Origin of the sequence: Pseudomonas sp. Mn2068 (assembly GCF_049319725.1) — a bacterium.
Classification (GTDB): Bacteria; Pseudomonadota; Gammaproteobacteria; order Pseudomonadales; family Pseudomonadaceae; genus Aquipseudomonas; species Aquipseudomonas gingeri.
In genome coordinates, this window is sequence record NZ_JBMOUG010000008.1 from 198,416 (window position 1) to 214,222 (window position 15,807).

The 15,807-nt window shown below is 62.3% G+C and carries 13 protein-coding genes; 5 read left to right on the plus strand and 8 right to left on the minus strand.

The genetic code is table 11. The features are described 5' to 3' along the window. Positions 1-12: 12 nt before the first annotated feature. The 6 genes from ACL9RJ_RS19810 to ACL9RJ_RS19835 all read right to left on the minus strand — a co-directional run bounded on the left by ACL9RJ_RS19810 (position 13) and on the right by ACL9RJ_RS19835 (position 7,475). Complete coding sequence (locus ACL9RJ_RS19810) at positions 13-981, minus strand: CDP-6-deoxy-delta-3,4-glucoseen reductase (protein WP_017125451.1); 969 nt, start codon at positions 979-981, stop codon at positions 13-15. Next, positions 981-2,447, minus strand: coding sequence for a 4-hydroxy-3-polyprenylbenzoate decarboxylase (ubiD, locus tag ACL9RJ_RS19815; protein ID WP_017125452.1), 1,467 nt, complete (start codon positions 2,445-2,447; stop codon positions 981-983). Before ubiD ends, ACL9RJ_RS19810 begins: the two co-directional genes overlap by 1 nt. Before the next feature lie 87 nt (positions 2,448-2,534). Then, positions 2,535-4,514, minus strand: a complete 1,980-nt coding sequence (locus ACL9RJ_RS19820) for an acyltransferase family protein (protein WP_042935093.1) — start codon at positions 4,512-4,514, stop codon at positions 2,535-2,537. Between the two features lie 220 nt (positions 4,515-4,734). Beyond that, on the minus strand, positions 4,735-5,994 hold the full coding sequence (gene rho, locus ACL9RJ_RS19825; RefSeq protein ID WP_017125454.1) for a transcription termination factor Rho: 1,260 nt from the start codon (positions 5,992-5,994) through the stop codon (positions 4,735-4,737). A gap of 245 nt (positions 5,995-6,239) precedes the next feature. After that, positions 6,240-6,569: a thioredoxin TrxA gene (gene trxA, locus ACL9RJ_RS19830; protein ID WP_017125456.1), complete on the minus strand. Its 330-nt coding sequence runs from the start codon at positions 6,567-6,569 to the stop codon at positions 6,240-6,242. A gap of 204 nt (positions 6,570-6,773) precedes the next feature. After that, on the minus strand, positions 6,774-7,475 hold the full coding sequence (locus tag ACL9RJ_RS19835; RefSeq protein ID WP_017125457.1) for a FadR/GntR family transcriptional regulator: 702 nt from the start codon (positions 7,473-7,475) through the stop codon (positions 6,774-6,776). Between the two features lie 255 nt (positions 7,476-7,730). On the opposite strand from ACL9RJ_RS19835, the gene ACL9RJ_RS19840 reads away from it, so the two are divergent. The 5 genes from ACL9RJ_RS19840 (at position 7,731) to ppx (ending at position 12,402) form a co-directional block, all read left to right on the plus strand. Further along, a complete protein-coding gene (locus ACL9RJ_RS19840) occupies positions 7,731-8,516 on the plus strand; it encodes a transporter substrate-binding domain-containing protein (RefSeq protein ID WP_017125458.1) in 786 nt (261 codons plus the stop codon). 24 nt (positions 8,517-8,540) lie between these two features. Then, positions 8,541-9,206 carry an amino acid ABC transporter permease gene (locus ACL9RJ_RS19845; protein ID WP_177128225.1) on the plus strand — a complete coding sequence of 222 codons (666 nt, stop codon included), beginning with the start codon at positions 8,541-8,543 and terminating at the stop codon, positions 9,204-9,206. Next, positions 9,203-9,853, plus strand: a complete 651-nt coding sequence (locus tag ACL9RJ_RS19850; RefSeq protein WP_177087455.1) for an amino acid ABC transporter permease — start codon at positions 9,203-9,205, stop codon at positions 9,851-9,853. Before ACL9RJ_RS19845 ends, ACL9RJ_RS19850 begins: the two co-directional genes overlap by 4 nt. Beyond that, complete coding sequence (locus tag ACL9RJ_RS19855) at positions 9,840-10,577, plus strand: amino acid ABC transporter ATP-binding protein (protein WP_103033053.1); 738 nt, start codon at positions 9,840-9,842, stop codon at positions 10,575-10,577. Before ACL9RJ_RS19850 ends, ACL9RJ_RS19855 begins: the two co-directional genes overlap by 14 nt. A gap of 322 nt (positions 10,578-10,899) precedes the next feature. Further along, entirely contained in the window at positions 10,900-12,402 is a 1,503-nt protein-coding gene (gene ppx / locus ACL9RJ_RS19860) for an exopolyphosphatase (protein ID WP_017125461.1), read from the plus strand. Here the strand turns inward: ppx and ppk1 are convergent. Both ppk1 and hemB read right to left on the minus strand, forming a co-directional pair. Continuing rightward, on the minus strand, positions 12,389-14,611 hold the full coding sequence (ppk1, locus tag ACL9RJ_RS19865; RefSeq protein WP_017125462.1) for a polyphosphate kinase 1: 2,223 nt from the start codon (positions 14,609-14,611) through the stop codon (positions 12,389-12,391). The genes ppx and ppk1 overlap by 14 nt on opposite strands. Positions 14,612-14,629: 18 nt before the next feature. Beyond that, the gene (gene hemB / locus ACL9RJ_RS19870; protein ID WP_017125463.1) at positions 14,630-15,643 is read right to left on the minus strand and encodes a porphobilinogen synthase; all 1,014 of its coding nucleotides are present in this window, start codon (positions 15,641-15,643) and stop codon (positions 14,630-14,632) included. Between the last annotated feature and the right edge of the window lie 164 nt (positions 15,644-15,807).

Here is a 15,807-nt window from a genome sequence, read left to right on the forward strand (position 1 = left end):
CGCCTGCCGCGGTCAGGGCCTGGGCGCGTAGGCAAACACGTCGGCGCGCATCTGGTGGGCATCCATTCCGGCCTCCACCAGCGCGTCCAGCGTCGCATAGATCATCGCCGGTGAGCCGCTGGCATAGACCTGCACGCTCGACAGATCGGCGATGTCCTCGCAGACCGCCTCGTGCAGCATGCCACAACGGCCTTCCCAGCCGCACAGATCGCTGACCACCTTGTGCAGGAACAGGTTGGGCAGCGTCTTCCATTCGTCCCAGTGTTCCAGCTCGTAGAAATCCTCGGGCCGGCGCACGCCCCAGTACAGGTGTACCGGATGCTGGAAGCCAGCAGAGCGGCAATGCTCGATCAGGCTGTGCATCTGCGCCATACCGGTACCTGCGGCGATCAGCACCAGCGGGCCGTCCGGCAGTTCCGCCAGGTGGGTATCGCCGAACGGCAACTCGACCCGGGCCATCCCGTTGCGCTGCAACTGCTCGATCAGGTTCTGCGCACTGGCTTCGCGCACCAGCACATGCAGCTCCAGGTCACGCCCGGCGTGAGGCGCCGAGGCCAGGGAAAACGCCGATTTCTCGCCGCTGTCGCGCTCGATCATCAGGTATTGCCCGGCGTGATAACGTGGCGGCTTGCCCGCCGGGGCCCGCAGGCGCACCCGCCAGACATCGCCACCGATTTCCGCGCATTCGGTCAACTGACACGCAAGGCTACGCACCGGCAGCTCTCCCAGGGCGAGAACACCATCCCAGAGCACCACGCAATCTTCCAGGGGCTCGGCAATACAAGTGTAGAACTCGCCATGGTCACGCACATCGCCCGCCTGCTCGACCCGCCCTTCCACCAGCAACGCCGCGCAGACATGGCAATTGCCATTGCGACAGCTCTGCGGGCAGTCGTAGCCCAGTCGCCGGGCACCATCGAGAATCCGCTCGCCGGGCCGTATCTCGAGCACGGCTCCGGTGGGCTGCAAGGTCACACGCATCAATCTATTCCTAACTGGTTCCACATGGCATCGATCCGCCGGGTCACGGCCTCATCCTTGACGATCACCCGGCCCCACTCGCGCGTGGTTTCGCCGGGCCACTTGTGGGTGGCATCCAGTCCCATCTTCGACCCCAGGCCGGAAACCGGCGAGGCGAAGTCGAGGTAGTCGATCGGCGTGTTGTCGATCATCACCGTGTCGCGCTTGGGGTCCATGCGCGTGGTAATGGCCCAGATCACGTCGTTCCAGTCCCGGGCGTTGATATCGTCGTCGGTGACGATAACGAACTTGGTGTACATGAACTGTCGCAAAAACGACCAGACACCCAGCATCACGCGCTTGGCGTGGCCCGGATACGACTTCTTCATGGTCACGACGGCCATGCGGTACGAGCAGCCTTCGGGCGGCAGGTAGAAGTCGGTGATTTCCGGGAACTGCTTCTGCAGGATCGGCACGAACACTTCGTTCAGCGCCACGCCGAGGATCGCCGGTTCATCCGGCGGCCGTCCGGTGTAGGTGCTGTGGTAGATCGGCTTGATCCGGTGGGTGATGCGCTCGACGGTGAACACCGGGAAGCTGTCGACTTCGTTGTAGTAGCCGGTGTGGTCGCCATAGGGGCCTTCCGGGGCCATCTCGCCCGGATGGATCACGCCTTCCAGGACGATCTCCGCGGTGGCCGGGACCTGCAGGTCATTGCCACGGCATTTCACCAGCTCGGTGCGATTGCCCCGCAGCAGGCCGGCAAAGGCGTACTCGGACAGGCTGTCCGGCACCGGCGTGACCGCGCCGAGGATGGTCGCCGGGTCCGCGCCCAGGGCCACGGACACCGGGAACGGCTGGCCCGGGTGCTTTTCGCACCACTCGCGGTAATCCAGCGCGCCGCCACGATGGCTGAGCCAGCGCATGATCACCTTGTTGCGGGCAATCACCTGCTGGCGGTAGATGCCAAGGTTCTGGCGATCCTTGTTCGGCCCCTTGGTGACCGTCAGGCCCCAGGTGATCAGTGGCGCGACGTCGCCCGGCCAGCAATGCTGGACCGGCAACATGCCGAGGTCGACATCATCGCCTTCGATGACCACCTCCTGGCAGACCGCGTCCTTGACCACCTTGGGCGCCATGGCAATGATCTTGCGGAAGATCGGCAGCTTGGACCAGGCATCCTTCAGCCCCTTCGGCGGCTCGGGTTCCTTGAGGAACGCCAGCAGCTTGCCTATTTCCCGCAGCTCGCCGACCGCCTCGGCACCCATGCCCATGGCCACGCGCTCCGGCGTGCCGAACAGGTTGCCGAGCACGGGAATATCGAAGCCGGTAGGCTTTTCGAACAGCAGGGCCGGCCCCTTCTTGCGCAGGGTACGGTCACAAATTTCAGTCATCTCCAGGACTGGGGAAACCGGCACCTGGATACGTTTCAACTCTCCGCGCTGCTCAAGTTGCTGCACGAAATCCCGAAGATCCTTGAATTTCATTAACCATGCACCCGTAAAATAGGCGTACATCCTACCTGCTCTTACGACCGCTGGCAGCTTATTGCATATCCTTGCCAGCCATTCCCGCTAAAGACGCCCCGTCACGGTTTGATTGCGCAAGGTGGTGAACAAGGGCTCAAGGAACGCCTCGACATACCGCGATCCCACGTCGGAGAGATGGTTGTCATCGGAGTACAACGAGCGGCCATCAAGCTCGACCCGGCACCCGGCGATTGCGTCGCACAATTTCGGCGCAGGATCCAGCAACTCCACTTCGGGATCGGCATCAGCCAGTTGCACGAACAGCGCATCGATATAGGCCTGACGCTTGAGATGCTCCGCCAGGGCTATGCCCTCACTGTTGATGGGCAGCCCCACCATCGCCAGGCGACTGAGACGATAAGGCACACTGAAGTCCTGCAGCGGGACTTCCTTGACCAGCCAGACCCGATGACCAGCGCCGCGCAACTGCCGCACCAGGTTCCCCATGCCTTCGGCGAAACGCCGCTCGGCGACGGCCCGGTCGTATTTCCCGGTTGCCGGGTCCATCAGGGCAGGCCCGGTATCACCCGAGCGTTGCCCATAGACGTACAGGCTCCAGCGTCCGACCAGCACCACGTCGCTGTACTTTTCCTCGTCCAGCGCCCGGGCTACACGCTGGTTGAAGCGCGCACAACCCGGGGTGCTTTCGCTCCTGCTGAAAGGCAGGCACCCGGAATAGGCGGCATGGGTAATGTTGACGCCGTGCTTGCGCGCTTCATCTTCCAGGGCCGGAATCAACGCCGCGGCATGGCTATCCCCCCAGACCAGCGCGCGCGCCGCTTGAGGTTGCGGACCGAAGTGGCAGAACGGGCGATCGCGTTTCTTGTCATCCGAGAGGCAGCTCATCAGCTCGGGACTCCAGGTGCGCGCCTGGGCATATTGCAGCGCCTGGGGTGACAGCCGCCAGGGAACACCGGCGGCCCAACCCAGGCTCTTTCCCAACAGGCCCAGGCCGAGGATGGCCACACCAGACACCAAGAGGATCTGCCGGCGACCGGCCAACAAGCGTCGCTCACGAAACGGCACCTCGACAAACCGCCAGGATCCATAACTCAGCACCAGGCTCAAAATGAACAGGCCGGCAAGCCCCCAGGCCCCCAGGCCGTAGACACTGGCGTACTTGCCAAACACCAGCACCGGCCAGTGCCACAGGTACCAGGAGTAGGAAATCAACCCGACGCCTACCAGCAAACGACTGCCCAGCACCTGGCCCACCAGGGTTGCCTGCTGGCCGTTGGCCCAGATCAGGCCAGCCGCGCCCACTACCGGTAACAAGGCCGCAGCCCCGGGAAAGGAGGTGCCCGAATCATAAGCAAACACCGCCAGCAGGATCAGCCCCAGGCTGAACACGCTGACGGCCTGGGCCTTTATCAGGCTGATACGTTGCCCGACAGGCATGACCGCCAACACCACGCCTGCCAGCAACTCCCAGGCGCGCATGGGCAAGAGGTAAAAGGCTTTTTGCGGAGAGAGGCCTAGCGTCCACTGACTCATGGCAAAAGACATCAGCAGCAACAGGAACAAGGCCATGCGCCAATACTTCAAGCGACTCGACAGCAACATCAGCAGGAGCGGAAAAATGACGTAGAACTGCTCTTCGATCGATAACGACCAGGTATGCAGCAGCGGCTTGAGATCGGACGCCGTCTCGAAATAGCCATCTTGACGCGCGAACAACAGGTTGGAAGTGAAAATCACCTGGTAGTGAACAGAGCGTCCCAGCTCGTCGTAGTCCTTGGGGGCCAGCAGAAACCACCCGGCCACCAGACTCGCCAGCATCATAACGAACAGTGCCGGCAGGATACGCCGGGCACGCCGGCTCCAGAACTCGACGAGACTGAAACGTCCGTCCTGACGCTCGCGCCAGATGATCGAGGTGATGAGGTAACCGGAGATCACGAAAAACACGTCGACGCCGACGAAACCGCCGGTGAATCCAGGAACATCAAAATGAAACAGCACAACTGCGATGACCGCTACAGCACGCAAGCCGTCGATATCCTTTCGATAGGCGAGAGAGCTCATCAACCGGAGAAACCTGTTCAGATGGAAAATACGGTGACATCCAGCGTAGCCGCGTTTTTCAATCCTGCGCTCGCCGATCAAAAACCGCCTTTCTGCCCTGATGTCCATTATGGCCAGCGTGTGGTGAGACGATCAGGCACGGCGATCGTTCCCTGCCAAACGCGCCCGGCAAAAAAAAAGCGCCCCGTCGGGGCGCTTTTTTCTGACCTGAAACGCGGTCTTACTTGCGTTTCATCGACAGGAAGAACTCATCGTTGGTCTTGGTCTGTTTCAGCTTGTCGACCAGGAACTCGATGGCGGCCACTTCATCCATCGGATGCAGCAGCTTGCGCAGGATCCACATGCGCTGCAGTTCGTCGTCGGCAGTCAGCAACTCTTCGCGACGGGTGCCGGAACGGTTGATGTTGATCGCCGGGAAGACGCGCTTTTCAGCGATCTTGCGGTCCAGGGGCAGTTCCATGTTGCCGGTACCCTTGAACTCTTCGTAGATCACTTCGTCCATCTTCGAACCGGTTTCAACCAGCGCGGTGGCGATAATGGTCAGCGAGCCGCCTTCCTCGATGTTCCGCGCGGCACCGAAGAAACGTTTCGGTTTCTCCAGGGCGTGGGCATCGACACCACCGGTCAGGACCTTGCCGGAGCTCGGGATCACGGTGTTGTAGGCACGGGCCAGACGGGTGATGGAGTCGAGCAGGATCACCACGTCCTTCTTGTGTTCGACCAGGCGCTTGGCCTTCTCGATCACCATTTCGGCAACCTGCACGTGGCGGGTCGGCGGCTCGTCGAACGTCGAGGCAACCACTTCGCCGCGCACGGTGCGCTGCATTTCGGTCACTTCTTCCGGACGCTCGTCGATCAGCAGTACGATCAGGTGCACTTCCGGGTTGTTGCGGGTGATGTTCGCCGCGATGTTCTGCAGCATGATCGTCTTGCCCGCTTTCGGCGGTGCCACGATCAGGCCACGCTGGCCCTTGCCGATCGGAGCGCAAAGGTCGATCACGCGACCGGTCAGGTCTTCGGTGGAACCGTTGCCGGCTTCCATCTTCATGCGCACGGTCGGGAACAGCGGGGTCAGGTTCTCGAAGAGAATCTTGTTCTTGGCGTTTTCCGGACGATCGTAGTTGATCGTGTCGACCTTGAGCAGGGCGAAATAACGCTCGCCTTCCTTCGGAGGGCGGATCTTGCCGACGATGGTGTCACCGGTGCGCAAGTTGAAGCGACGGATCTGGCTTGGCGAGACGTAGATGTCGTCCGGGCCGGCCAGGTAGGATGCGTCGGAAGAACGCAGGAAGCCGAAGCCGTCCTGGAGGATCTCCAGCACGCCATCACCGGAGATTTCCTCGCCGCTTTTCGCGTGCTTTTTCAGCAGGGAGAAAATCACATCCTGCTTGCGCGAACGGGCCATATTTTCTATGCCCATCTGTTCGGCCAATTCGAGCAGTTCGGTAATCGGCTTTTGCTTGAGTTCAGTCAGATTCATATAGGAATGACGTAATCATTTATGGAGGGGGGAAATTAAGCTTTTGGCTTAATGAGGCCGCGCCGCAGAGAAGGCGACAGGATCGCGTACTTGTTCGAAAAGGAGAGCGTCGGCGACGGCTTGCAGGGGGCAGTGGAGAAACCAGTGCGGGGCCGAATGTAACACCTGGGTTTCGGAGCGTCTAGCCCCTTTTTACGAAAAAGCCCCGCAATTTGCGGGGCTTTTTGAGGACAGCCGAACGACGCTTAGATGTTGGCGTCGAGGAATGCCTGCAGCTGCGACTTCGACAGGGCGCCGACCTTGGTCGCCTCGACGTTGCCGTTCTTGAACAGCATCAGCGTAGGGATACCACGCACGCCATGCTTGGCCGGGGTTTCCTGGTTGTCGTCGATGTTCAGCTTGGCGATGGTCAGCTTGCCTTCGTAGGTAGTGGCGATATCGTCCAGGACCGGCGCGATCATCTTGCACGGACCGCACCACTCAGCCCAGTAGTCGACCAGGACAGGGCCTTCAGCCTTCAGGACTTCTGCTTCAAAGCTCGCGTCGGTGACGTGCTTGATAAGATCGCTGCTCATGGATGTCTCCGGAGTTGTGAGCCAAAAAAAACGTTGCTCATCATAGCCGTCCTTCCTACGTACAGGAAGCCGCAGATGATTGAGTCTAACTATGGTGTTCCATGAGTCAGGGTATAGCCCAATCCGACTTCTTCCGCACAAATGCGCGCGCGTGAACAGCACCGCCCCTTGCAGGAGCCCGTGCGCAGCTTCGGTTGGGGCTGATCAACCGGGCGTGACAAAGGCGATCCCGGTGCGCAACGCGGCATTGCGCACATGTTCCTGCATGGCCTTCTGCGCCGGGCCGCAGGCGCGCCGGGCCAGGGCGCGGAGGATCTTGCGGTGCTCCTGCCAGGTTTCCATCGCCCGTTCCGCCCGGATGAACGGTAGCTTCTGGCTTTCCAGGAACAGCTCGGCGCTGGCACTGAGAATGCCGGCCATCGCCTGATTGCCGCTGGCCAGCAGGATCCGCCGGTGGAAATCGAAGTCCAGGCGGGCAGCGGCCTCGAAATCCCCGGCGCGCAATTCGGCGCGCATGGCGTCGACATTGTCCTGCAGGGTGTCCAGCTCGTCCGCCGTCAACGTCACCGCCGCCAGCCCGGCCGCGAACCCTTCGAGGGCATACCGCAGCTGGAAGATGTCCTCGGCCGACGCCTGGGCCGCGAACGGCCAGGACAACCCGCCGGCCGCCGGCACCTGTTCGACCGTCGCCTGGACAAATACGCCCTTGCCCGGCTGCACGCTGATCACCCCCAGTGCACTCAGGGACGACAGCGCCTCGCGCAGGGAAGCGCGGCTCACCCCCAGTTGCAACGCCAGGTCGCGTTGCGAGGGCAGCGCATCGCCCGGGCCAAAGCCCTCGTCGCTGATCAGTTTACGGATGGCTTGCAGCGCCACTTCGGGTACGGCGCGGGAAATCGAATTCATTGTTTTCAGGCTGATCGGTCCGGTGGAGCGCTAGTTGTAAAGCTATTGCGAGCGGGCGGCAAGTCACGCCCAGCGCTGGTTCGGTCGGCGCGGCCAATGCCCGATAACAGTGCGAAATGCCTGGCAACTGTTCAGACCAGTAAGACCATGAAAAGCGCCTTGAAGCCATGAAGGGCGCGGTTCCAGGCCAGTCTGGCATGGGCTGTGCAATATCGACCGACAGAAATCATCGCCTTTTCAATTCGGAGATCTGCCATGACCAAAGGCTTCAGCGCCCTGCTCACTGCCCTGTTCGCCAGCCTGATGCTGGGCCAGGCGGCCGCCCATGCCAACGGCCTGGATGACGTCGTCGCCCGCGGCACGCTCAAGGTCGCCGTGCCCCAGGACTTCCCGCCATTCGGCTCGGTCGGCCCGGACATGAAGCCACGCGGCCTGGATATCGACACCGCGAAACTGCTGGCCGACCAGCTCAAGGTCAAGCTGGAACTGATCCCCGTCAACAGCACCAACCGTATTCCGTTCCTCACCACCGGCAAGGTCGACCTGGTGATCTCCAGCCTCGGCAAGAACGCCGAGCGCGAGAAGGTCATCGACTTTTCCCGCGCCTATGCCCCCTTCTACCTCGCGGTGTTCGGTCCGCCCGAAGCCTCGATCAACGGCCTGGCTGACCTCAAGGGCAAGACCATCAGTGTCACCCGCGGCGCCATCGAGGATATCGAGCTGACCGCCGTGGCGCCCGAAGGCGTGACCATCAAGCGCTTCGAGGACAACAACACCACCATCGCCGCCTACCTGGCCAAGCAGGTCGACCTGATCGCCAGCGGCAACGTGGTGATGGTGGCCATCGCCGAACGCAACCCGAAACGCATTCCGGCGATGAAAGTGAAGCTCAAGGACTCCCCGGTCTACGTCGGGGTGAACAAGAACGAACCGGCCCTGCTGGAGAAAGTGAACCAGATCCTCGCCGCGGCCAAGGCTGACGGCAGCCTCGAGAAGAACGCCCAACTCTGGCTCAAGCAACCCCTGCCCGCCGATCTTTGATCCGGTTTTCCCGAGGTCCGCTCCATGGCTTATCAGTTCGACTTCCTGCCGGTGCTGCACAGCGCCGACCTGCTGGTGCGCGGCGCCCTGTTCACCCTGGAACTGACCGCCATCGGCACCCTGCTCGGGGTCAGTCTGGGGATCGTCGGGGCGGTGGTCCGGGCCTGGCGGATCCAGCCCTTCGCGGCGATCTTCGGCGTCTATGTCGAACTGATCCGCAACACGCCGTTCCTCGTGCAGTTGTTCTTCATCTTCTTCGGCCTGCCGTCCCTGGGACTGCAGATTTCCGAATGGCAGGCGGCGGTGCTGGCGATGGTGATCAACCTCGGCGCCTATTCCACGGAGATCATCCGCGCCGGTATCCAGGCGATCCCGCGCGGGCAACTGGAAGCCGCGGCCGCCCTGGCGATGAGCCGTTTCGAAGCCTTTCGCCACGTGGTCCTGCTGCCGGCGCTGGGCAAGGTCTGGCCGGCCCTGAGCAGCCAGATCATCATCGTCATGCTGGGCTCGGCGGTCTGTTCGCAGATCGCCACCGAGGAACTGAGCTTCGCCGCCAACTTCATCCAGTCGCGCAACTTCCGCGCCTTTGAAACCTACACCCTGACCACCCTGATCTACCTGTGCATGGCCCTGTTGATCCGCCAGCTGTTGAACTGGCTCGGGCGCCGCTACCTGGCGAGGAGCCGCTGATGGACTTCACCTTCTGGGATATCGTCAACAACCTGCTGGCGGGCCTGCAATGGACCCTGGTGCTGTCGCTGGTGGCCTTTGTCGGCGGCGCCCTGATCGGCCTGCTGATCATGGTCATGCGCATTTGCGACAGGTCCGTGGCCCGCGGCTTTGCCCGCGCCTATATCGAACTGTTCCAGGGCACGCCGCTGCTGATGCAACTGTTCATGGTGTTTTTCGGCGTGGCCCTGCTCGGGGTGGATATCTCGCCCTGGCTGGCGGCGGCAATCGCCCTGACGCTGTTCACCAGCGCCTACCTGGCGGAGATCTGGCGCGGCTGCGTCGAATCGATTCCCCATGGCCAGTGGGAGGCTTCGTCCAGCCTGGCGCTCACTCCCTACGAACAACTGCGCCATGTGATCCTGCCGCAGGCCCTGCGCATTGCCGTGGCGCCGACCGTGGGCTTTTCGGTGCAGGTGGTCAAGGGCACGGCGGTGACCTCGATCATCGGCTTCACCGAACTGACCAAGACCGGCGGCATGCTCGCCAACGCCACCTTCGAACCCTTCATGGTCTACGGCCTGGTAGCCGCCGGCTACTTCCTGCTGTGCTACCCCCTGTCCCTCAGCGCGCGCTACCTGGAAAGGAGACTGCATGCCGCTTCTTAGAATTTCCGCCCTGCATAAATACTACGGCGACCACCATGTGCTCAAAGGCATCGACCTGAGCGTCGAGGAAGGCCAGGTGGTGGCGATCATCGGCCGCAGCGGATCGGGCAAAAGCACCCTGCTGCGCACCCTCAACGGCCTGGAGTCGATCAACGACGGGGTGATCGAGGTCGATGGCGAATACCTCGACGCCGCCCGCGCCGACTTGCGCAGCCTGCGCCAGAAGGTCGGCATGGTGTTCCAGCAGTTCAACCTGTTCCCGCACCTGACGGTGGGCGAAAACGTCATGCTCGCGCCCCAGGTCGTGCAGAAGGTACCCAAGGCCAAGGCCGCCATCCTGGCGCGCAAGATGCTCGAACGGGTCGGCCTGGGGGAAAAATTCGATGCCTTCCCGGATCGCCTGTCCGGCGGTCAGCAACAGCGCGTGGCCATCGCCCGGGCCCTGGCGATGTCGCCGAAAGTCCTGCTCTGCGACGAGATCACCTCGGCGCTGGACCCGGAACTGGTCAATGAGGTGCTCAGCGTGGTGCGCCAGCTGGCGAAGGAAGGCATGACCCTGATCATGGTCACCCACGAAATGCGCTTTGCCCGGGAAGTCGGCGACAAGCTGGTGTTCATGCACCAGGGCAAGGTGCATGAAATCGGCGATCCGAAGGTGCTGTTCGCCAACCCGCAGACCGCCGAGCTGGCCAACTTCATCGGCACCGTGGAAGCGCAGGCCTGAGCCCTCGCCCGCCCGAACCTCCCTTGCTGCCCCCTGGTTGCGCCACGCTTGTGCGTGGCGCATGCCACGGCACTCCCCTCCTCCCGTCGTCTGCGTCACTGGAATGTCATATTTCAGTAGGAAAAATCACCTAATATCGTCTCGTTGATAAAAATTTCCAGATACGCCAAGCCCTTTCAAAAGCAGTCCCACTCATCGCCCTGATCTTTCCTGCCTGACCGGGTAAACAGCCCGGTGGTCTACCGAGCCTCAAGCACCATCCGTTGGCGGCGACGGTCGATCGTGGCACGATGGCCGGGTTATCGACCGAGATCCTTCAACCATGCCGCATTCCCAAGCCAAGAATCTTTCCCTGATCGCCGCTATCGACCTGGGCTCGAACAGCTTCCACATGGTCGTGGCCAAGGCCCAGAACGGCGAAATACGCATTCTGGAGCGGCTCGGCGAAAAGGTTCAGCTGGCCGCCGGTATCGATGAAGAGCGCAGGCTCAGCGAAGAATCGATGCAGCGCGGGCTCGACTGCCTGAAACGTTTTGCCCAACTGATCAACGGCATGCCCCTGGGCGCCGTGCGGATCGTCGGCACCAACGCCTTGCGCGAAGCGCGCAACCGGGCCGAGTTCATCCACCGCGCCGAGGAAATCCTCGGTCACCCGGTGGAAGTCATTTCCGGCCGTGAAGAGGCCCGACTGATCTACCTCGGTGTCTCCCACACCCTCGCCGACACCCCGGGCAAGCGCCTGGTCGCCGATATCGGCGGCGGCAGCACCGAATTCATCATCGGCCAGCGCTTCGAACCGCTGCTGCGCGAAAGCCTGCAGATGGGCTGCGTCAGCTATACCCAGCGGTATTTCCGCGACGGCAAGATCACCCCGGCGCGCTACGCCCAGGCCTACACGGCGGCGCGCCTGGAAATCATGAGCATCGAGCATGCCCTGCATCGCCTGACCTGGGACGAGGCCATCGGTTCATCCGGGACCATCCGCGCCATCGGCCTGGCCCTGAAAGCCGGCGGCCACGGCGGCGGCGAGGTCAATGCCGAAGGCCTGGCCTGGCTCAAGCGCAAACTGTTCAAGCTCGGCGACGCAGAGAAAATCGATTTCGAGGGCATCAAGCCCGACCGTCGGACCATCTTCCCCGCCGGCCTGGCGATTCTCGAGGCGATCTTCGATGCCCTCGACCTGCAACGCATGGATCACTGCGACGGTGCACTGCGCGAAGGCGTGCTCTACGACCTGCTGGGTCGCCATCACCACGAAGACGTCCGTGAACGCACCCTCACCTCGCTGATGGAGCGTTATCACGTCGACCAGGAGCAGGCCGTGCGGGTCGAGCGCAAGGCGCTCTATGCCTTCGACCAGGTGGCCAAGGACTGGGAGCTGGAAGACGGTGTCTGGCGGGAACTGCTGGGCTGGGCGGCGAAGGTCCATGAAGTCGGCCTGGATATCGCCCACTACCAGTACCACAAGCACGGCGCCTACCTGATCGAGCACTCCGATCTCGCCGGCTTCTCCCGGGAAGACCAGCAGATGCTGGCGTTGCTGGTGCGCGGGCATCGCCGCAACATCCCCAGGGACAAGTTTGCCGAGTTCGGCGATGAAGGCACCAAGCTGATCCGCCTGTGCGTACTGCTGCGCTTCGCGATCCTGTTCCATCACATCCGTGGCACCCAGGAAATGCCGCAGGTCACCTTGCGTGCCGACGGCGATAGCCTGGATGTAGTGTTTCCCAAGGACTGGCTGGAGCAGAACCAGCTGACTCAGGCCGACTTCGCGCTGGAAGCGGAGTGGCTGACCCGAGTCAGTATTACCCTCAACGTACGCTGAGCAGCGGGTTGCTCAGGCGATCGAGCAGGGTCGCCTGGGCGCTGCGGGCGTTCTGGTTGCCGGTCGGCGTGTTGCGGATGTAGCGGCCGTCCGACTGCAGGCTCCAGCTGTGGGTGTTATCGGTGAGATAACTTTCCAGTTCCTTCTTGACCCGCAGGATCAACTTCTTGCCCTCCACCGGGAAGCAGGTCTCGACGCGCTTGTCGAGGTTGCGCTCCATCCAGTCGGCGCTGGACAGGAACATCTGTTCCTCGCCGCCGTTGAGGAAGTAGAACACCCGGGTGTGCTCAAGGAAGCGGCCGATGATCGAGCGCACATGGATATTGTGCGAGACACCGGCAATGCCCGGACGCAGGCAGCACATGCCGCGCACCACCAGGTCGATCCGCACGCCGCACTGGCTGGCCTTGTACAGCGCGCGGATGATCTTCGGATCGGTCAGCGAGTTGAACTTGGCGATGATGTGCGCCGGCTTGCCGTCGACGGCGAACTGGGTTTCCCGGGCAATCATGTCGAGCATGCCCTTCTTCAGGGTGAACGGCGCATGCAGCAGTTTCTTCATGCGCAGGGTCTTGCCCATGCCGATCAGCTGGCTGAACAGCTTGCCGACGTCCTCGCACAGCGCGTCGTCGGAAGTCAGCAGGCTGTAGTCGGTGTAAAGGCGGGCGTTGCCGGCGTGGTAGTTACCGGTGCCCAGGTGCGCATAGCGGACGATCTCGCCGGCTTCGCGACGCAGGATCAGCATCATCTTGGCGTGGGTCTTGAAGCCGACCACACCGTAGATCACCACCGCACCGGCCGCTTGCAGGCGGCTGGCCAGTTGCAGGTTGGACTCTTCGTCGAAGCGCGCGCGCAATTCGATCACCGCGGTGACTTCCTTGCCGTTACGCGCGGCATCCACCAGCGCGTCGACGATTTCCGAGTTGGCGCCGCTGCGGTACAGGGTCTGGCGCACAGCCAGGACGTGCGGGTCCTTGGCGGCCTGGCGAAGCAGATCGACCACCGGGGTAAAGGACTCGAACGGGTGCAGCAGCAGGATGTCCTGCTTGCTGATCACGCTGAAGATGTTCTCGCTGTTCTGCAGCAGCTTGGGGATCTGCGGAGTGAACGGCGTGTATTGCAGCTCCGGATGACTGTCCAGGCCGGTGATGCTGAACAGCCGGGTCAGGTTCACCGGGCCGTTGACCTGGTACAGCTCGGTCTCGGACAGGTTGAATTGCTTGAGCAGGTAGTCCGACAGGTGTTTCGGGCAGGTGTCGGCGACTTCCAGGCGCACCGCATCGCCGTAGCGACGGGAGAACAGCTCGCCGCGCAGGGCGCGGGCCAGGTCTTCGACATCCTCGGAGTCCAGCGCCAGGTCGGCGTTGCGGGTCAGGCGGAACTGGTAGCAGCCCTTGACCTTCATGCCCTGGAACAGATCGTCGGCGTGGGCGTGGATCATCGACGAGAGGAATACATAATTATCGCCAGGGCCCCCGACCTCTTCGGGTACCTTGATGATCCTCGGCAGCAGGCGCGGCGCGGGGATGATCGCCAGGCCGGAATCGCGACCGAAGGCGTCGATGCCCTCGAGTTCGACGATAAAGTTCAGGCTCTTGTTCACCAGCAACGGGAACGGGTGCGTCGGGTCGAGGCCGATGGGCGTGATGATTGGCGCGATCTCGTCGCGGAAATAGCGGCGGACCCAGGTCTTGAGCTTGGTGGTCCAGTAGCGGCGACGGATAAAGCGCACCTGGTGCTTTTCCAGCTCCGGCAACAGGATGTCGTTGAGGATCGCGTACTGGCGGTCGACCTGGCCGTGGACCAGCTCGCTGATGCGCGCCAGGGCCTGGTGCGGCTGCAGGCCGTCGGCGCCGGCCTGTTCGCGGGCGAAGGTGATCTGTTTCTTCAGCCCGGCAACGCGAATCTCGAAGAACTCATCCAGGTTGCTGGAGAAGATCAGCAGGAACTTGAGCCGTTCCAGCAGCGGGTAGGACTCGTCCAGCGCCTGTTCCAGCACGCGGATGTTGAACTGCAGCTGCGACAGCTCGCGGTGGATGTACAGGCTGCTGTCATCCAGGCTGGGAATCGCCACCGCCGACGGCACCGCCACATGCGGCGCCTCGGCAACCACCGGCGCGGGTTCCAGCTCCGGCGGGGTTTCGACGATCTGCTCGACCACCGGTTGAGCGTCTTTTACTTCAACTTCGCTGAGTCCTTCGGTATTCATCGAGTGTTCCTGTGAGGGCTATTTTTGCTCTCGTAGCAATTGAGCGGCGCGAACGGCAAAGTAAGTCAGGATGCCATCAGCGCCGGCACGTTTAAAAGCGGTCAGGGATTCGAGAATAACCCCTTCACTCAACCAACCATTCTGGATCGCCGCCATGTGCATGGCGTATTCACCGCTGACCTGATAGACAAAGGTCGGCACCTTGAATTCATCTTTGACCCGGTAAAGGATATCCAGGTACGGCATGCCCGGCTTGACCATGACCATATCGGCACCTTCGGCCAGGTCGGCGGCCACTTCATGCAGGGCTTCGTTGCCGTTGGCCGGGTCCATCTGGTACGAGGCCTTGTTCGCCTTGCCCAGGTTCAGCGCCGAACCCACCGCATCGCGGAACGGGCCATAGTAGGCGCTGGCGTATTTTGCCGAGTAGGCCATGATCCGCACGTTGACGTGGCCGGCCAGCTCCAGGGCTTCGCGAATCGCCTGGATGCGGCCATCCATCATGTCGGACGGCGCGACCACCTGGGCCCCGGCCTCGGCATGGGACAAGGCCTGCCTGACCAGCGCGTCGACGGTAATATCGTTCTGGACGTAGCCTTCCTCATCGAGAATGCCGTCCTGGCCGTGGGTGGTGAACGGGTCCAGGGCCACGTCGGTAATCACCCCCAGCTCCGGAAATCGCGCACGCAAGGCGCGGGTGGCGCGCTGGGCAATGCCCTGCGGGTTCCAGGCCTCGGCGGCATCCAGCGACTTCAACCCGGCCGGCGTGACCGGGAACAGTGCCAGCGCGGGAATCCCCAGCTCGACCCACTTCGCCGCCTCTTCCAGCAACAGATCGATGGTCAGGCGCTCGACGCCCGGCATCGAAGCCACGGCTTCGCGATGGTTTTCACCGTCCAACACGAACACGGGCAGAATCAGATCGTCGACAGTCAGAACATTCTCACGCACCAGGCGCCGAGAAAAATCATCACGACGATTGCGTCGCAGGCGGGTGGCGGGAAACAGGCGATGGGCGGGGGTAAAGCTCACGGCAGACTCCTGAGCCCGCGCAGGCGGGCGAGCATGGCAGTTATAAGCGGCCATTATGACGAAGGAATGACAGTTGTGCTTACTCCTGCGACCGGGCGCCGCACGCGCCGTTCTTGTAGGAAATGTTAACGTCGAGACACATTTGGACACTTTCCTCTCTGTCC